This window comes from Bacillus sp. DB-2 (assembly GCF_003315125.1).
Lineage (GTDB): Bacteria > Bacillota > Bacilli > Bacillales > Bacillaceae_G > Bacillus_A > Bacillus_A mycoides.
Window position 1 is genome coordinate 114,518 of sequence record NZ_QNRN01000008.1, and the last position, 17,784, is coordinate 132,301.

The following is a 17,784-nucleotide window of genomic DNA, read 5'->3' on the forward strand; positions in this document are numbered from 1 at the left end:
AACCGAGAAGCTCCCACTTCAAGTAAGCTCGCAAGAGAGACTAAGTGGTGGGTAGTTCACATGAAGTAATTACGGAGGAACAATATGATAAAAAAAATAATGGTTATGGCTTCACTGTCTGCTGTAGTTTGCGGCGGAGTATACTATTTTCTCTATAGTCCCGATTCAAAGGAACAAGCAGTATTAACAACAAAGGTAACTCCTGCTATTGAGTCAGAGGTACAGGATAATATAGAAGAAGTACAAAAAATTGATTATGCTAGTATATCTCAAAAGTTAGATCAGTATTTAGTAGGAAAGCAATTTAATGGGACAGTTTTGGTGACAGATAAAGAGCATGTTATATTGAATAAAGGATATGGATATACTGATGTTCAAAATAAAATAGAAAATACGCCTCAAACAAAATATCGTATCGGTTCTATTACGAAAACAGTTGTTGCTACATCCATTCTACAGTTACAAGAACAAGGGAAGTTAAATATCCAAGATAATGTAAATAAATACATTCCTTCATTTCCAGCAGATAAACACATCACGTTATATCACTTATTAACGCATACATCTGGTTTACCGGAAAATGGGAAAGGGAAGGTTAATGTAGCTTCACGTATAAATTTAGTAACTTGGATTGGAAGTCAAAAATTAGAGTTTCCACCAGGAACAGGTTGGAAGTATACGGATTATAATTATATGGTGCTCGCTTATATTATAGAAAATATAACGAAAAAGCCTTTAGGAGACTATGTAAAAGAAAATATATTTACAAAGGCCGAGATGCATGAATCAGGTATGGGAAATATGGTGCCTGGAGATAAAAACTTCACGAAGGGTTATGTGAAGAAAGACCAAGATCTTGTACCAGCACAAAAATTAGGAATGGACTGGTTATATGGATCGGGTGAGATGTATACGACAGTAGGGGATATGAAAAAATTAGATGAAGCGATTATAAATGGGAAGCTTCTTTCTGAACAAAGTATACAAGCGATGTTTACACCTTCACAAGAAAGAAAATATGCATTTAGCTTTTACATATATCCAGATTATTTCCATAACCATGGTGTACTATCTGGTTGGAACACTTTCAATAATTTTAATAAAGAAAAAGGAACTTTTGTTATTTTATTTTCAAATGTGAAAAATAGTATGGATGATGATTTTAATAAAGAGTTCCGAAAGATGGTAAATGATTTATTAGAACAAAGGGGATGAGAAGATGGAGAATAAAAATTTATCAATAGGTTTCATCGGTATTGGTGTAATGGGAAAAAGTATGGTACATCATTTAATGCAAGGCGGTCATAAAGTATATGTATATAATAGAACGAAAGCGAAGGCAGCTTCTTTAGTGCAAGAGGGTGCGACTTGGTGTGATACACCGAAAGCGTTAGTAAAGCAAGTTGATGTTGTTATGACGATGGTTGGTTATCCTCATGATGTAGAAGAAGTGTACTTTGGGGTAGATGGAATTTTAGAACATGCAAATGAAGGTACGATAGCAATTGACTTTACAACATCTACACCAACATTGGCAAAACGTATTAATGAAGTTGCGAAAAGCAAGAATATATATACATTAGATGCACCAGTATCTGGCGGGGACATTGGGGCTAAAGAAGCAAGACTAGCAATTATGGTCGGTGGAGAGAACAGAATATATGATATTTGCTTACCTCTATTTGAAAAACTAGGAACAAATATTCAGTTGCAAGGCCCTGCTGGGAGTGGACAACATACAAAAATGTGCAATCAAATAGCAATTGCTTCTAACATGATAGGAGTATGTGAAGCGGTAGCATATGCGAAAAAGGCTGGACTTAATGCAAATAAAGTATTAGAGAGTATTTCGACAGGAGCAGCAGGTAGCTGGTCATTAAGTAATTTAGCTCCTCGAATGTTAAAAGGAGATTTTGAACCTGGCTTTTATGTAAAGCATTTTATGAAAGATATGAAGATTGCTTTAGATGAAGCTGAAAAATTACAATTACCAGTACCGGGTTTAACCCTAGCGAAGGAATTGTATGAAGAGCTAATCGCAGATGGAAAAGAGAATAGCGGAACACAAGTATTATACAAAAAGTATATAAGGGGGTAAATGGAATGGATCTCCAAAAGTTTGACGAGATGATTGATGCTGTGCAGCGAGCAACTTGTGTACAGATTAATGATAAGCAAAAAGAAGCTTTTAAACAAAAATACGATTTTGGACCAGATTTTGAATATGGAAGAGATGAGAAAGGGCATTATGTTATCCGAAGCTCGAAAAAGATGTTAGAGGAAATGGAGTTTTATTTGGCATTGAAATATGATCGAGATGGAATTGTCCTTTATATGCATGCTGAGATTGAAGGGACATGTCATGTATCCGTTAGCTACAGTGAAGATGCACTTCATTTGCAAGAATTGTTTCAATTTCTAGAAGAAAATAAATAAAAAGTCCTCATTTGAGGACTTTTTATTTATTTAGGCAGGCATAATATTTAAGCTGGATAATTTATAGGCTGGAAGCTCGGCGGCATCGTTCAATTGGGAATGGAATAACTTGTGCAATGTGATTAGGACCAAACTGTTTCGCACGAGCATGGCGTACTATATAAAATGCGCACAGGATAGAAATAGGAATAGCACCGTACAAACCAAAAAATAAAGCGCTTACACAAGATGCGACAAAACCTAAAACACCAACTTCTAATTCTTCCATAATAGCTCCTAAAATAACAGGAATAGCTCCGCATGAAACCCCTAGTATAAGTGCGATAAGTAAACTCATGATTATCCCCCTCTGCTTGCAATATTCTTTTCCTTCTTATTAGTTGTAGTATATCATACACAAAACAGAATTTTCAGAAAAAATTCAAAAAAAGTTCAATAAATGTTCAAAAAATATTCCGAAATGTACTTGATAAAGTGGAATTGTGATTCGATATATTTGATTTGAACAAACGAAAGGGACAAATCATTTTAGTAAATAAAAAATCAGGCTTACTTCAATGTTATGAAATAAGCCTGTTCCATAGGAGGATGTATATATGTAGAGTGAATAAAAGGTTGGAAAAGGGGTTCCAAGTTCTTTTATTCAACTAGCTACCTTAATAAATTGGAACCCAACCTTCTGTTGTAACAAAAATACGAATAGCTACAACTTGGCGATCATCTTGTAAGGTGAAATAGTGTCTTGCATTTTCAGGCACAGATATAAGATCACCAGGCTCAAGTTCAACGTCAAAGAATCGACCATCTTTTCCTTCAATAGCGAAGATGCCATGACCGCTGACAATAAAGCGAACTTCATCGTCAGTATGATGGTGTTCTTTTTGGAAATTAATTAATAATTCATCAAGGTTAGGTGTGCCATTTGAAAGTGAAATTACATCATGAGCTTTATAACCTCGGCGCGCTGAAACATCAGCGATTTCTTTTGAAAACACAGCTAATATTTCAGCCTTGTTTTCATCTGCTAACGAATAATTTTCATTTAAATGAGTAGGAAGCTTAGAGATGTTCCATTTCTCATATAAAACGCCTTCCTCTTGTAGAAATTTAGATACTTCCACTTCATTTTCGATACGAGTATTTACTTCATGAATACGAATTTGCGCCATTAGAAACGCCTCCTTGAATTGATAATAGTTTTATATGAAATTGGAATAAAAACTCATAAGCTTCTAATCTTTTCTTTGCATCAAAGCTATCTCGGCCCCATACGGTAATACCATGGTTACGGATTAATACTGCTCCCGAATCTCCTTGTATATGCTTTCGGAAGTTTTCTCCAAGCGTTGGGATATGGGCATCATTTTCTATAATAGGAATGTTAATCGTTGCACCTTCTTCCCAAATATCGAGAGCTTTAATAATTTCTTGATTTTGAAGGGTGACTGCATCACTATATAAATTTGTGATGACATTATTATCAGTTGTATGAACATGAAGTACACACCCGGCATTCGTAATGTTATAAATATGTGTATGCAATATTGTTTCTGCTGAAGGGCGTAATTCAGTCTCTAATACGGGAACCCCTAGATGATCTACTAATAGAAAATCATCTGGAGTAGTTTTTGTTTTATCTTTACCACTTGCTGTAATAAGAAAAGTAAGTGGATCATGACTGACTTTTATAGAAATATTTCCACTCGTTGCTGGAAACCAATTCCGAGTTGTTAATTCTTTTTTTATTTCACTTAAGTCATACCATTGACGAAAAAGTTGTTTCATGATTTCACCTCCAACAAATGTTGTAATTCGACTTGAATATCGTGAAATGTGTTAAAGGATGTATAAGCAATATGATTTTCTTCACATTTTGTAATAAGGAAGTCACGGGCGAATACTTTATCTGCTTGTTTTGCTGCTTGTAAGTCAGTAATGGAATCTCCTATCACAATATGAAAATCATCTTTAGAGCTTAGTTTACGAATTAATGATGATTTACAGAGACCGCAACTATGCTGACATTGCTCGTCACAAGGATGCGGCCATTTAACTTCAACAAATTCTCCTGAAAAGTCAGTTGCATTACAGTAAATTTGCTCTTTTGGAATGATTCCTTGTAAGAGTGGATAGACGAAGAAATCCATTCCACCTGATATAACGTAAAAGGAAATGTTATTTTCATTAATAAATTGTATGAATTCATGAAAACCTGTACGGATTTCAGCAGTTTCTTGTAAAAACTGAATAATATCATCGTGTAGATTAATAGGTATTAATCGAAATAATTGAGAAACACCTTCTTGAATAGAAAGTTCTTGCGATAAAATTTTTTGCTTTATTTCCTCTGCTTCTGGTGGTGCGAACTTTTCCATAATGGACATAATGTTATCATTATTTGTAATCGTGCCATCGAAATCACAAAACACTTGAATACTCATAATTTCACCTCATGTGAGGGATTTCCCCATATTTGTAATGCGCTATGTAAATTCACTTCATCTACCTCATGGAGTGGTTTATTTTGTAAAGTAGCATCAATTGCAGTACGGAAAGCTTTACCGCCGCCCTGCGCGCCATTCGGATGTCCGTGTATCCCGCCGCCAGCATTAATAACAACATCTTTGCCAAAATCTCGTAGAATAAAGGGAACGAAACCAGGGTGAATACCAGCAGATGGAACAACAAAACTTTTCTTGAAAAATGCATCGTCTTCAGTTAAATGTTTTGAAATGTTGAGAGCTTCTTCTTTTTCTAACGCAACACTTCCGTATGGAGATGGGAATAATGAAAAGTCAGCCCCAGCATAGCGAAGTAGCTTTCCAAGTAATAATGGAGACGAGATTCCATATAACTTCGATGCGGAATAAGCACCACTTACAGCAGGATGTGCCATAATGGGAACTGGGATTTCATCATCTTCTGCAAGTGATTGTAGTACATCTAGTCCGTAAGCAAATACGTTGAATAATAGAATATCAGCCCCAGCTTGCACTGCGCGTTTCGCATTTTCTTTTAAATCAAAAGTTCGTCCTGTTAAATTTACGGCATATAACGTTTTATGTCCGTATGTTTCATATACTGATTGTAAAACTTCTTTTCCAGATACAATGCGTTTCGTAAGTGGTGTTAATGTATTCTCAAATAATATTTCATCATCTTTTACTATATCTACACCACCACTTGCTTGATCGCGTAATTGCGTTTTCAAATACCCAATATTTCGTCCAATCATGCCTTTAAAAATACTCATTAAAAGGGGACGATCATGCACTTGTAAAAGATTTCGAATACCATCTATCCCGAATTTTGGACCAGGGAAATACTGTTTTAAGTCGTCTGAAAATGTTAAGTCAATTAATTTCACTTCGCCATCAAGTGATAGCTTTCCGAATGTAGTTGTTAAAATCGCTGGTAAATCTGGACTGAAGTTTAATAACGGATATTCGATTTTAATAATCCCGCGCTTTACTTTTTTACGTAAATACAAATTGGTATGTTCTTGTTCAGCTAATTCCTCAACATGGATGACGTTACCTTTATGCTGTTTTAGTTGCTCTTGCAATAAGTGTGGCAAATGAGTCCAAGAGCCAATTGTTAAACCGAGTGCAATTTGCTCGGCCCTTTTTTCTAAGTTATGTGAATCATCATGGATTAAATACGTCGCTATAATTCCGCTCATTGTTATACCCTCCTAGTTAAATAAAAAAACCTCTCAGCTAAGGAGAGGTTTTTTTACAACCAGCTCCTTATCTGTCAGCGTAATGCTGCGAGAATTAGCACCGTGTCTACAATTATGTAGATCGGTTGCCGGGCTTCGTCGGGCTCGTCCCTCCACCTGCTCTTGATAAGAAGTATTTAGAAATGTTTAAATTTTTAAGATAACTGAATTTTGTCAGATATTTTTCATGTTGTCAATGACTTTTTGAAAATTTTTAATTTATCAATTCGATTAATTGCTTCACGTAATCGTTCTTCTGTATGTAAGAGGCCAACACGGACATAGCCTTCACCGTGCTCACCAAATCCAACGCCAGGAGCAACTGCAACGTGTGCTTTTTCTAGTAAAATATTAGAAAATTGCTCAGATGTATAGCCTTCAGGTACAGGGAGCCAAGCAAAGAATGATCCTTTTGGAATATCAACATTCCAACCGATTGCATGACAAGCTTCTATAAGAGCATTTCTGCGAGATTCATAACTATTAACAAGTTCTACTACACAAGACTGCGAGCCTAATAGTGCTTCGCGTGCTGCGTCTTGAACTGCACCGAAAATACTAACATACATATGATCTTGCAATAAGTTAATTGTTTCGATGACACTTTCATTCCCTACTGCAAAAGCAATACGCCATCCAGCCATATTGAAAGTTTTTGATAATGTATAAATTTCAATTCCTGCATCTTTGGCGCCATCTGCTTGCAAGAAACTAACAGGTTTTTGACTATCAAATCCAATAGCACCGTAAGCAAAATCGTGAACGACTAATATATTATGTTTATTAGCGAAATGAATAGTCTTATCAAAAAATTCTTTTGATGCAGTAGCACCAGTAGGATTATTTGGGTAATTTAAAAACATTAACTTTGCACGCTCAGCGATAGTGTCATCAATTTTCGTGTAATCCGGTAAAAAATTATTTTCTGCAATAAGCGGCATTGTTTCAAAGTGCGCTTTTGCTAAAGCAACTCCGGATAAATAATCTGGATAACCTGGATCTGGAACGAGAATGGTATCGCCAGGGTTTGTAAAACAAAGTGGTAATTCTACTAATCCAGCTTTTCCGCCAAACAAAATAGCAACTTCAGTTTTTGGATTTAATTCTACGCCGTATTCACGTTTATAGAATGTTGCCACGGCTTCTTTTAAGCTTTCATGTCCGCGAAATGGCGGATATTTATGATGGATGGTCTTTTCGGCAGCATCTTGTAAAGCTTTTACGATATGCTGCGGTGTTGGTTGATCTGGATTACCTTGTCCTAGATTAATAACATCGTGACCAGCTGCAACGACTTTGTTAACTTTTGCAACAAGTGAAGCGAAAAATTGTGTTGGCAATGATGTTACTATCTCAGAAGGTTGAAATAATTTCATACTTTCCACCTCTTTTGAAAGTTGTTACAATTCTAGTGACAAATGATATAATCTTTCCAGTATTTTGTAAAGAAAAAAATGAGAATGGGGCTGAAAAAATGAAAGTCGCATGTATTCAAATGGATATTGTCTTTGGAGATGTAGAAAAAAATATTGAGAACGCTAAAAAAAAAATAAGTGAAGCGATGAAAGAAAGACCAGATGTTATCGTCTTACCAGAACTATGGACAACAGGATATGATTTAACGAGACTTTCTGAAATTGCAGATACGGATGGATTAGAAACGAAAGAAAAGTTGAAAGAATGGTCGAAGCGATACGGTGTACATATTGTTGGTGGTTCCATAGCAAAGCAAACAGAGCAAGGGGTTACAAATACAATGTATGTTGTAAACAATGAAGGGAATCTAGTCAATGAATATAGTAAAGTACATTTATTTCAGCTGATGGATGAACATAAATATTTAGTTGCTGGTAATGAGACAGGTGAATTTAAGTTAGATGATGTAGAGTGTGCTGGTACAATTTGTTATGATATTCGTTTTCCAGAGTGGATGCGCGTTCATACTGCTAAAGGTGCAAAAGTTTTATTTGTTGTAGCAGAATGGCCATTAGTACGTTTAGCACATTGGCGTTTGCTTTTACAGGCGAGAGCAGTTGAAAATCAGTGTTATGTTGTTGCGTGCAATAGAGCAGGAAAGGATCCGAATAATGAGTTTGCAGGTCATTCTCTAATTGTGGATCCTTGGGGTGAAGTTGTGGTAGAGGCAAATGAAGAGGAATCAATTTTATTTGGAGAAATTAAATTCGAGAAAATTAAAGAGGTACGTAAAGGAATTCCAGTTTTTGCAGATCGTCGTCCAGAATTATACAAATAAAATGTTGACAAGTGATTTTTATTCTTGGTATAGTCTTCATCATAAAGTTAAAAATTCTAAAAATTATAAAACTCTTATCAAGAGCAGGTGGAGGGATTTGGCCCGATGAAGCCCAGCAACCGACCGTAATACCATTGTGAAATGGGGCGTTTATGACGCAAAAAGGCACGGTGCTAATTCCAGCAGAAAGTAAACTTTCTGGCAGATAAGAGGGGAGAAGATAAACTTCAAACCTCTTTCTTTGTGGAAAGGGGTTTTTCTATTTTAGAAAAACCTCTGAATGAAAAGGAGGAGAAGACGATGGGATATTATTCATTAACTGAAACAACAGCTATACAATATGCGAAAGAACACGGTTATTTTGAAAAGAAAGCAAATGTAGTTTGTCATGAAATTGGAGATGGAAATTTAAATTACGTGTTCAAATTAGATGATGGAGAGAAGTCTATTATAATAAAACAAGCACTGCCATATGCGAAAGTAGTTGGTGAGAGCTGGCCACTGTCTATAAAAAGAGCGACGATTGAAAGTAAAGCATTACAAATTTTTGCGAAGTATGTGCCAGATTATGTTCCGGTAGTGTACAGTCATGATGAAGAGTTAGCAGTTACAGTAATAGAAGACTTATCAAGACTAACAATTACAAGAAAAGGATTAATAGATGGAGAAGGATATCCACTTTTATCCCAGCATATCGGTCGTTTTCTAGCACATGTTTTGTTTTATACTTCAGATTTCGGTTTACAGTCAGAAGAGAAAAGGGTATTAGAAGGTGCATTTGTAAATCCAGACCTTAGTAAAATTACAGAAGATTTAGTTTTTACGGATCCATTTGGACATTATGATACGAATGATTATGAGTCAGATTTACAGTCAGTGATTGATGAACTTTGGAGTGACAAAACTTTAAAGCTAAAAGTAGCACAATATAAATATAAGTTTTTAACGAGAAAAGAAGCTCTTATTCATGGTGATTTACATACTGGTAGTATTTTTTCATCACCTTCTGAAACGAAAGTGATTGATCCAGAATTTGCAACGTACGGTCCATTTGGATTTGATATCGGTCAATTTATTGCAAATCTATTATTAAATGCTTTATCTAGAGAAGAAGAAAAGAGAAGTGTACTATTTTTCCATATAGAAAAGACATGGAGTTATTTTGTAGAAAACTTTACGAAGTTATGGATTGGAGAAGGTGTAGAAGCATATACGAAAGAAAAACAATGGTTACCAATTATTTTGCAAAATATCTTTACTGATGCCGTCGGATTTGCCGGATGTGAACTGATTCGTAGAACAATTGGTTTAGCTCATGTAGCGGATTTAGATGGGATAGCAAATAAAGAAAATAGAATTCAAGCTAAAAAACAAGCGTTATCCTTAGGTAGAGAACTAATAAAATATGAAGCTAAGTGTGCTGATATTCAACTGTTTCGAACATTATTTCAACAGACAGTTGGAGGCGTAAAAGCATGAGTACAATTATTACTATTCCGAGATCTGTAAGTTGGAAAGGCGATGCAATTGCAGTATTAAATCAAACAAAGTTGCCGCATGTCACTGAATACAAAACATTAACGAATATTGAAGAGGTATGGAAAAGTATCATTATGTTAGAAGTACGAGGAGCGCCTGCAATTGGAATTGTAGCTGCGTTTGGTTTGGCGCTTGCGGCGAAGAAATACGATGCTATAAATATCTATGAGTTTCAAAAGAAGTTTAATAGAGATTGTAACTATTTAGGAACATCACGCCCGACAGCAGTCAATTTATTTTGGGCAATCGATCGTATGAGAGAATCTATTCGAGAGATTACTACAATAAAAGAAGTTCAAAAAATATTAGAAGAAGAAGCGCTTCATATTCAGCAAGAGGATGAAATGGTGTGCCGAAGTATTGGAGAACATGCTTTAACATGTTTTAAAGATGGTGATAAAATTTTAACAATTTGTAACGCTGGAAGTATTGCAACGGCTAGATATGGAACAGCATTAGCCCCATTTTATATTGGGAAAGAGAAGGGTGTGCGTTTACATGCGTATGCGTGTGAAACGAGGCCTGTTTTACAAGGTGGTCGTTTAACGACATGGGAATTGAAACAAGCAGACATTGATGTAACGCTTATTACGGATAATACTGCAGCACATGCAATTCGAACGAAAGAAATTAATGCGATTATCGTAGGGGCAGATCGAATCGTTGAAAACGGTGATACTGCTAATAAAATAGGAACATTAAATTTAGCTATATTAGCAAAGCATTTCGGTATCCCATTTTACGTTGCAGCACCGTTATCTACATTTGATACTACGAAACAAACAGGTGCTGAAATTGTCATTGAAGAAAGAGATGAAACAGAAGTTACGAAAATTTTTGGGAAACAAGTGGCGCCACTTGGAACGCCTGTATTTAACCCTGCATTTGATGTAACACCGCATGAATTAATTACGGGGATTATTACTGAGAAAGGTATTTTACGTGGAGATTATAAGCAAGAAATTACATCATTATTTGAAAAAATAAGCTAACTGCTCAGTCGCTATATAAAAAAACGGTGGAAAAGCATATTTTTAAATGGTCGAGAGGGACTGGCTATGTATAGGAGCGGTAAGTGCCTGTTCCTACCACGCGCAACGCTTTAAAACAAAGAAAGGTAGCAAGGTGTAGGACCACTTATATCTTCATGGTAGCAATCTATATGCTGAAAAATGAAATGTATGGCTGAGTAGTTAAAAAACAAGCTAATAAAAAATAGCGTGTTTTTTATGCCTTAAGTCTTCCTTTCCTCTTATTTATGTAATGAAGGGAGGAGAGAAAGATGGAAGAGTGGATTAGGATGATAGGTAATGTGGGCTTTCCAATTGTTGTAACATTATATTTACTTCATCGGATTGAAAGTAAATTAGACGGAGTGATTGTTGCAATTGAGAAACTCCCTAAACAATTACTAAAGTAGAAAGATCCTCGCGATAAAAAGTAAAATAAAGTTTGCTCGCGAAGAGCAAACTTTATTTTTTTATTGAGCAGTATAACCACCATCGATAACGACGGCTTGACCAGTTATACCTTTTGCTTTTTCACTCGCTAAAAATATAGCATAATCAGCAATTTCTTGTACTTGTAGCAAACGTTTCTGTGGTACAAGAGGATAAATGACATCTTCTAAAACATTTTCAAGTGGTACATTTCTTGTAGTGGCTAAATCTTGTAATTGATTACGTACAAGGGGAGTATCGACATAACCAGGACAAAGCGCATTAACAGTAATTCCGTGAGTAGCGCCTTCTAAAGCAGCAACTTTTGTTAATCCAATTACGCCATGTTTCGCGCTATTATAGGCAGCCTTTCCAGCGAATCCAACAAGTCCGTTAATCGAAGCAACATTAATAATACGACCATATTTTTGCTTTTTCATAACCGGAAAAGCATGTTTGATGGCGATAAATGGAGCGATTTGCATAATTTTAATAAGAAGCTCGAATTTATCAGTTGGAAAATCTTCAATCGGTGAAACATGTTGCATTCCTGCGTTGTTAATTAATACATCTAATGAACCGAAATGACGAACTGTTTGAGAAATTGCTGCTGTAATTTCGTCTTCAGATGTAACGTCACATTTTAAACCAATGGCTTGATAGCCTTCTTTTTGCAATTGTTCAGCAGCTTCTTTCGCACGTTCTTCAAGACGATCACTAATCACAACTTTAGCACCCTCTTTGGCAAAAGCACTTCCCATTTCATAACCAATACCGCTCGCAGCACCTGTTAAAAAGACAACTCGATTTGTAACCATGATGAAAAACACTCCTTCATAATAAAAGTTCTCTTATTGCTCTATTTAGAGAGGTGATAATAAAATTCCTGCAAACATTTGGAAAAATATTGCTAGCTATCTTGTTTTGCAAAGTAGCGTTTGCTATACTATTTTGTAAAGCAAGATACTTACGCTTATCTATCTTGTAAAACAAGATAGTAGGAGGATTTTAATTATGTCGACAAGTCAAATGCTGAAAGGGATTTTAGAAGGATGCTTACTTGCTATTATTTCTGAAGGTGAAATATACGGTTATGAAATGAGTGAAAGATTAGCGAAGTATGGTTTTACAATGGCGAGTGAGGGAAGTATTTATCCGTTATTAATACGAATGCAAAAGGAAGGATTAATAACAAGTGTAATGAAGGAATCTCCATCTGGTCCAAAGCGGAAATATTATACATTAACAGAAAAAGGCGAGGAAGCACTGGATGAATTTATGGATCGCTGGGAAGCGATGCAAAGTAGTGTAGAGCGTCTACTTGAGGGGAAGGGGAGAAAAAAATAATGTTATCAAGTGAGGCACGAAATTTTTTATTAGAAATGAGATTATTTTTAGCGGTAAAGAGTGTGAAAGAAAGCGATATTGAAAATTTTATAGAAGATGCGGAACTCCATTTAATTGAGGGTGAGAGTGATGGGAAAAGTGTAGAAGATATTTTCGGAAGTTCACCGAAAGAATACGCGAATGAACTTGTAAAAGTAATGGAAAGGGATAGAAAGGAAAATTGGAAGCAAATTGGTTTTACGGTAATGAATATCGTATCGTTTTGGTTTATTGCTTCTATCTTAATAGTGAATAATGGAATTCTACAGATTTCACTTATTCAGTGCATTGGCTATAGCTTTACATTGATCGTAGCTGTAATGGGTCCTAATTTTCTGCTTCGTAAAATGACATTTGTAACAAGTTTTACAAAAACGTGGTTTTCCATGTGGTTTTTAGTCATGATTGCGCCAATGTTTTTATTAGGAGCAGTTACGATATTAGATGTGATATATCCTACAACGATGTTTACGTTGACTCTAGTCCAAAGTTATATATTAGCTGGAGGGATCTTTATCCTCACGGTAGCTATAAATATATATTTTGAAGGATGGTTTAAAAATTTATATTTAATTATTCCGCTTTCTATTATGTTAGTTTTTAAAACGTTCACATCGGAAGATCTCGTGCCAATGTTATTTCAAATTATTTGTTTATACGGAAGTTTGTTTGTTTTAATCTTCCTTGAAATTATGATGAAGGCGAATAGAAGAGAAACGGTTAAATAAGGGAGGGATTCTAATGCAAGTTTCTAAAGAAGGGGAAAAGTTTTTAATCGACACGAAAGTGTATTTAATTACGAAGGGAATTAAAGAAGAGGATGTAGATGCTTTTCTAGAGGATGCAGAGCTACATTTAATAGAAGGTGAGAAAAAAGGAAAGACGGTAAGTGATATATTTGGTGATTCGCCAAAAGAATATGCAGAAGAATTAGCGAATGAGATGGAGAAGGATAAAGGCGGGAGTATAAAGACTATTTTAGGAATGATAATTGGGATAGGTGGATATTGGTTACTTACAAATATTTTATTTGAAAGTCCGAATCATGAATTTACATTAACGAATGTACAATTGATTGGGTACCCAATTGTTTTAATGATAACTATTGTGGCTATTATTTTTGCTTTTAAGATGTCATCATTTAAAAGCAAAATAAAAGAATTTAGCATTATTTATGTAGCAGCTTTGCTACCAATTTTATTACTAGTATTATTAATGTTTATGAATAAATGGTATGGGACACCTGTATTGCAATTAACTACTATGCAAAGTTATATACTAGCTGGAATTGTCTTATTAGTGTTGTTAATTGGTGAAGCTTTTATACTTGGATGGATTGGAATATTAGCTGTTATCGTACCGCTATTAATTATGTTTGTATTTAAAGATTTAGGAAAGCAAAATCCATATTGGGGAATGTTAGAGCCTTTACTTCTGTACGGTAGTTTATATGTATTAATGCGATGGTCTTTGAAAAATGAGGAGAGAAAAACTGTAAGCTAGCTTTATATTAATAGTGCACGAACTGAATTTTTTATTAAGGGGGGAACAAATATGCAAAGTATATTTCTAGGTATATTGTCTATTATATTTTTAGGTTTAACGATTTTTGGGTTATATACTACCTTTTCGGAAAAGGTACACGATGACTATTTCGATACTTTATTAGATGACACATCAGGTTATGTTTTGTTCTTCGGTTTAATAGGAAAAGGGCTGCTCTGGATATGCAAAAAAGTATTTCCAAAGAAATATTATATTGGGATTTTCAGAGGAATTACGTTTACGTTTAGTTGCCTATTTTTATTCCTCGCAGCCGGTATATCGTTTGTTAATTGGAATAAATTGTTGTAAACAGTAACAAGATCGTTACTGTTTTTTTCTTTGTAATAAAGAACTTTGTAAGGAGAGTTCCTTTTGTTCGTTTGTTAATAAGGAATGAATATGGACGTTTTCAGGACGAGGTACGATAGGATACATAAGATTTGTTGGAGAAGGGTGGTGCTCCGATCCAGTTGGAGAATGAGGATCTGCATGAGTAAGTTTTCCATGAATTCGTCTTGTAAATAAAATATGACCAATTTCGTGAGCGAGGGTGTATATATTTTTCATTGGAGCAGCTGAGTTTGTTAAAACGATGTAACCAGTAAGTTGCTGTTGTTTCGCTAGAGAGTAAGCGCAAGCGATTACTGCGGTTTCTTTGAAATAATCACTACCAATATAACAAATATAAAGGTCGCATTCAGGAGCTTCGTTAACACAAGTTTGAAAAAAGGATGATAATTTTTCCTGACTTTGAATGGAGTTTTTATAACTAATTTCCCGATTAGAAAAACGGAAAAGCTCGTTTAGTACAATCACTTCTTTAATTTGAAATGTAATGGGATGCCAAATTGATTCTGCAACTGCTAAATCTTTTGCAATACGGTCGTCAGAAATATCGGCGCCTGGAGTAATGCAAACACATATATTAACGTATGAATCCATAAGGAACACCTCAAATGAACAAATTCTTCCTATAATATATGTGGGAAAAGATTCTATGTATGGATAAACGCCTTGTTTATCGCACGAATATATATAATACAAGTCGAAAAAATTTCATAGTTCTATAACGTAGTATGGTCTGCTTTTTGATATAGTAAAGAAAAGGGGGAGAATATATGTATACATTAAAAATCGTTTCAGACAGAGAAGCTCTTTATCAATTTGCGAGCTATGTAAGAGTTGTGCAAGGGGTTGAAGATGTATATGTAGAGGTGGGAGAACCTTTATATGAACATCCATTAATGAAGTTTTATGTACATATTACAATTGAAGAAACATATGATCAGCATAAAGCATTGCAAGAAATAGCTAGGTTAGTAGAATTAGGGCGTTTTACATATGTCCATTATCATAATGAGGAAATTGAAGAAGCTTTTGAAGTTGTAAAATACGAAAGCTTTAAGAAATAAAGTGAAACTTTAATCAGTGTGGGTTTTGTTCATCGCCCACTGATTATCAGCCCTCACCAATCGGGCTTTTATGGGCAGCCCGATCCCCACCTAACTTCTTTACTTTCGCTGAATTTTGAGGTAGGGGTCTTACCGCCCGCAAATAGCAGGATAACGGTAAAAAAAGGAAGTGGAAGCTTCCTTTTTTATTGAAAATTACAGCAACAAAAGAAAGAGAATTTTGTTATGATAAGGAAGGGTGAGGAAAGGGGAGTTTACATATTGGGGTATATTGAAGAGTTACGCAAAGTAGTTGGTACGAGACCACTTATTTTAGTAGGATCAGCAATTATTATATTAAATGATAATCAAGAAGTATTGCTTCAATATCGTTCAGATACATATGATTGGGGCGTACCTGGTGGGGCAATGGAACTGGGAGAAACGACAGAAGAAACTGCTCGTAGAGAATTATTCGAGGAGACGGGACTAAACGCGAAAATTATGCAATTTCTTGGCGTTCTTTCAGGCAAGGAAGTTTATTTCCGTTATCCAAATGGAGATGAAATTTTTAATGTGATTCATCTGTATCAGGCACATCATGTAAGCGGAGAATTAAAGCTCGATCATGAAGGGTTACAACTTCAATATTTTCCAGTAGATAAGTTACCAAAATTGAATGAAACGACAGAGAAGATATTACAAAAATTCTTATACGCATTGACAGAATAGAAGGTTAATTCCTTCTATTTTTATTATATTAAATATTTTGATTTTTTGGTATGTTTATAGTATGATAATTTTAGACATACAACTTATGGGATTTCACCTAAAAACTTACTAGGGTACATAAGAGAGGGGCAAGTACAAAATGCATAATGTTGTCATTACAGCTGCAGTTCGTTCACCTATTGGAACTTTCGGAGGAGCACTAAAAAATATAACACCAGTAGAATTAGCTGTTCCTGTACTTCAGGAAGCTGTAAAAAGAGGCGGAGTAGAGCCACATGAAGTTGATGAAGTAATTTTAGGTCATTGTATTCAAAGAACTGATGAAGCAAATACAGCAAGAACAGCTGCATTAGCGGCAGGATTTCCTGACACAGTTACTGGTTATACAATTCAACGTCAATGTTCTTCAGGTATGCAAGCAATTATGTCTGCTGCAATGCAAATCCAATTAGGTGTAAGTGATATTGTTGTTGCAGGTGGAGTAGAAGCAATGAGCTCGAGCCCTTATGCATTAAAACAACACCGCTGGGGACAACGTCTACAGCACGGAGAAATTCGTGATACGGTGTGGGAAGTTTTAGAAGATCCGATTCACCATATTATGATGGGTGAAACAGCGGAAAATTTAGTTGAACAATATGAAATTACAAGAGAGGAACAAGATGAAGTTGCGCTTCGTAGTCATACATTAGCGCTGCAAGCGATGGAGTCTGGATACTTTGACGACCAAATTGTTCCTATTACAATAAAAGAACGTAGAAAAGAAGTTGTATTTGCAAAGGATGAACATCCACGTGCAGATATTACAGCTGAAAAATTAGCAGGATTAAAACCAGCTTTCCGTAAAGATGGATCAGTAACTGCAGGAAACTCATCTGGTCTTAATGACGGAAGTGCAGTTCTAGTATTAATGAGCGAAGAAAAAGCAAAAGAAAAAGGCTTACAACCGTTAGCTCGAATTGTTGGATATTCAGTAGCGGGAGTAGATCCGAAAATTATGGGTATTGGACCAGCACCAGCAATTCGCAAAGGATTAGAAAAAGTAGATTGGTCATTAGAAGATGCAGATTTACTTGAAATTAATGAAGCTTTCGCTGCACAATACCTAGCTGTAGAGAAAGAGTTAGGGTTAGACCGTGAGAAAGTGAATGTAAACGGTAGTGGTGTAGGACTTGGACATCCAATTGGTTGTACAGGAGCTCGTATTACGGTAAGTTTAATTCACGAATTAAAAAGACGTGGATTAGAGAAAGGTATTGCCTCTCTATGCGTTGGAGGCGGTATTGGAGTAGCTTTATTTATAGAAGCATTATAAAAAAGAGGCAGCGATTGCTGCCTCTT

At 35.5% G+C, this 17,784-nt stretch carries 22 protein-coding genes and 2 riboswitches; of the genes, 14 read left to right on the plus strand and 8 right to left on the minus strand.

Translation table 11 applies throughout. The annotated features are described in order from the left end of the window. Window positions 1-84: 84 nt before the first annotated feature. From DET63_RS15395 to DET63_RS15405, 3 genes are read left to right on the plus strand one after another with little or no spacing between them, the layout of a single operon-like run. Window positions 85-1,215: a serine hydrolase domain-containing protein gene (locus tag DET63_RS15395; protein WP_113937150.1), complete on the plus strand. Its 1,131-nt coding sequence runs from the start codon at window positions 85-87 to the stop codon at window positions 1,213-1,215. 4 nt (window positions 1,216-1,219) lie between these two features. Continuing rightward, on the plus strand, window positions 1,220-2,098 hold the full coding sequence (locus tag DET63_RS15400; protein WP_113937151.1) for an NAD(P)-dependent oxidoreductase: 879 nt from the start codon (window positions 1,220-1,222) through the stop codon (window positions 2,096-2,098). 5 nt (window positions 2,099-2,103) lie between these two features. Further along, complete coding sequence (locus DET63_RS15405; RefSeq protein WP_002014892.1) at window positions 2,104-2,436, plus strand: DUF3909 family protein; 333 nt, start codon at window positions 2,104-2,106, stop codon at window positions 2,434-2,436. A gap of 61 nt (window positions 2,437-2,497) precedes the next feature. Here the strand turns inward: DET63_RS15405 and DET63_RS15410 are convergent, their stop codons facing one another. From DET63_RS15410 to DET63_RS15435, 6 genes are all read right to left on the minus strand, one after another. Continuing rightward, window positions 2,498-2,773, minus strand: coding sequence for a hypothetical protein (locus DET63_RS15410; RefSeq protein WP_002165122.1), 276 nt, complete (start codon window positions 2,771-2,773; stop codon window positions 2,498-2,500). 319 nt (window positions 2,774-3,092) lie between these two features. Continuing rightward, window positions 3,093-3,605, minus strand: coding sequence for a 1,2-dihydroxy-3-keto-5-methylthiopentene dioxygenase (locus DET63_RS15415; protein ID WP_002165123.1), 513 nt, complete (start codon window positions 3,603-3,605; stop codon window positions 3,093-3,095). Further along, on the minus strand, window positions 3,583-4,221 hold the full coding sequence (locus DET63_RS15420; protein ID WP_113937152.1) for a methylthioribulose 1-phosphate dehydratase: 639 nt from the start codon (window positions 4,219-4,221) through the stop codon (window positions 3,583-3,585). The genes DET63_RS15415 and DET63_RS15420 overlap by 23 nt, the downstream gene beginning before the upstream one ends. Further along, window positions 4,218-4,877: a 2-hydroxy-3-keto-5-methylthiopentenyl-1-phosphate phosphatase gene (locus tag DET63_RS15425; RefSeq protein ID WP_044442768.1), complete on the minus strand. Its 660-nt coding sequence runs from the start codon at window positions 4,875-4,877 to the stop codon at window positions 4,218-4,220. The genes DET63_RS15420 and DET63_RS15425 overlap by 4 nt, the downstream gene beginning before the upstream one ends. Further along, the gene (gene mtnW, locus DET63_RS15430; protein WP_044442769.1) at window positions 4,874-6,118 is read right to left on the minus strand and encodes a 2,3-diketo-5-methylthiopentyl-1-phosphate enolase; all 1,245 of its coding nucleotides are present in this window, start codon (window positions 6,116-6,118) and stop codon (window positions 4,874-4,876) included. Before mtnW ends, DET63_RS15425 begins: the two co-directional genes overlap by 4 nt. 64 nt (window positions 6,119-6,182) lie before the next feature. After that, a riboswitch (SAM riboswitch) is annotated at window positions 6,183-6,290 on the minus strand. A 52-nt stretch (window positions 6,291-6,342) separates the two neighbouring features. Then, a complete protein-coding gene (locus DET63_RS15435) occupies window positions 6,343-7,533 on the minus strand; it encodes a pyridoxal phosphate-dependent aminotransferase (RefSeq protein ID WP_113937153.1) in 1,191 nt (396 codons plus the stop codon). Between the two features lie 14 nt (window positions 7,534-7,547). On the opposite strand from DET63_RS15435, the gene DET63_RS15440 reads away from it, so the two are divergent. From DET63_RS15440 to DET63_RS15455, 4 genes are all read left to right on the plus strand, one after another. Further along, window positions 7,548-8,411: a carbon-nitrogen family hydrolase gene (locus DET63_RS15440; protein ID WP_113937202.1), complete on the plus strand. Its 864-nt coding sequence runs from the start codon at window positions 7,548-7,550 to the stop codon at window positions 8,409-8,411. Between the two features lie 71 nt (window positions 8,412-8,482). Next, window positions 8,483-8,623, plus strand: a riboswitch (SAM riboswitch). 88 nt (window positions 8,624-8,711) lie between these two features. Further along, entirely contained in the window at window positions 8,712-9,890 is a 1,179-nt protein-coding gene (gene mtnK / locus DET63_RS15445) for an S-methyl-5-thioribose kinase (RefSeq protein WP_113937154.1), read from the plus strand. After that, the gene (gene mtnA / locus DET63_RS15450; protein WP_113937155.1) at window positions 9,887-10,942 is read left to right on the plus strand and encodes an S-methyl-5-thioribose-1-phosphate isomerase; all 1,056 of its coding nucleotides are present in this window, start codon (window positions 9,887-9,889) and stop codon (window positions 10,940-10,942) included. Before mtnK ends, mtnA begins: the two co-directional genes overlap by 4 nt. A gap of 290 nt (window positions 10,943-11,232) precedes the next feature. Further along, the gene (locus DET63_RS15455; protein WP_000393342.1) at window positions 11,233-11,370 is read left to right on the plus strand and encodes a YvrJ family protein; all 138 of its coding nucleotides are present in this window, start codon (window positions 11,233-11,235) and stop codon (window positions 11,368-11,370) included. Window positions 11,371-11,430: 60 nt separating this feature from the next. Here DET63_RS15455 and DET63_RS15460 read toward each other — a convergent pair whose 3' ends face one another. Continuing rightward, window positions 11,431-12,207, minus strand: coding sequence for a 3-hydroxybutyrate dehydrogenase (locus DET63_RS15460; protein WP_113937156.1), 777 nt, complete (start codon window positions 12,205-12,207; stop codon window positions 11,431-11,433). A gap of 196 nt (window positions 12,208-12,403) precedes the next feature. Here DET63_RS15460 and DET63_RS15465 point away from each other — a divergent pair, with 196 nt between their 5' ends. The 4 genes from DET63_RS15465 to DET63_RS15480 are packed head-to-tail and all read left to right on the plus strand — an operon-like array spanning window position 12,404 to window position 14,629. Continuing rightward, a complete protein-coding gene (locus DET63_RS15465; protein WP_002014879.1) occupies window positions 12,404-12,736 on the plus strand; it encodes a PadR family transcriptional regulator in 333 nt (110 codons plus the stop codon). Beyond that, window positions 12,736-13,503, plus strand: coding sequence for a DUF1129 domain-containing protein (locus DET63_RS15470; protein WP_113937157.1), 768 nt, complete (start codon window positions 12,736-12,738; stop codon window positions 13,501-13,503). The genes DET63_RS15465 and DET63_RS15470 overlap by 1 nt, the downstream gene beginning before the upstream one ends. Before the next feature lie 13 nt (window positions 13,504-13,516). Continuing rightward, window positions 13,517-14,278, plus strand: coding sequence for a DUF1129 domain-containing protein (locus tag DET63_RS15475; RefSeq protein WP_113937158.1), 762 nt, complete (start codon window positions 13,517-13,519; stop codon window positions 14,276-14,278). A gap of 51 nt (window positions 14,279-14,329) precedes the next feature. Further along, on the plus strand, window positions 14,330-14,629 hold the full coding sequence (locus DET63_RS15480) for a DNA-binding protein (RefSeq protein WP_113937159.1): 300 nt from the start codon (window positions 14,330-14,332) through the stop codon (window positions 14,627-14,629). Between the two features lie 15 nt (window positions 14,630-14,644). Here the strand turns inward: DET63_RS15480 and DET63_RS15485 are convergent, their stop codons facing one another. Then, the gene (locus DET63_RS15485; protein ID WP_113937160.1) at window positions 14,645-15,262 is read right to left on the minus strand and encodes an ImmA/IrrE family metallo-endopeptidase; all 618 of its coding nucleotides are present in this window, start codon (window positions 15,260-15,262) and stop codon (window positions 14,645-14,647) included. 176 nt (window positions 15,263-15,438) lie between these two features. On the opposite strand from DET63_RS15485, the gene DET63_RS15490 reads away from it, so the two are divergent. The 3 genes from DET63_RS15490 to DET63_RS15500 all read left to right on the plus strand — a co-directional run bounded on the left by DET63_RS15490 (window position 15,439) and on the right by DET63_RS15500 (window position 17,758). Then, a complete protein-coding gene (locus DET63_RS15490) occupies window positions 15,439-15,732 on the plus strand; it encodes a DUF3928 family protein (RefSeq protein ID WP_002088390.1) in 294 nt (97 codons plus the stop codon). Between the two features lie 261 nt (window positions 15,733-15,993). After that, window positions 15,994-16,443 (plus strand): NUDIX hydrolase, encoded by a 450-nt coding sequence (locus DET63_RS15495; protein WP_033708394.1) that lies wholly within the window; start codon window positions 15,994-15,996, stop codon window positions 16,441-16,443. Between the two features lie 139 nt (window positions 16,444-16,582). Next, window positions 16,583-17,758: an acetyl-CoA C-acetyltransferase gene (locus DET63_RS15500; protein WP_002128911.1), complete on the plus strand. Its 1,176-nt coding sequence runs from the start codon at window positions 16,583-16,585 to the stop codon at window positions 17,756-17,758. Window positions 17,759-17,784 lie beyond the last annotated feature (26 nt).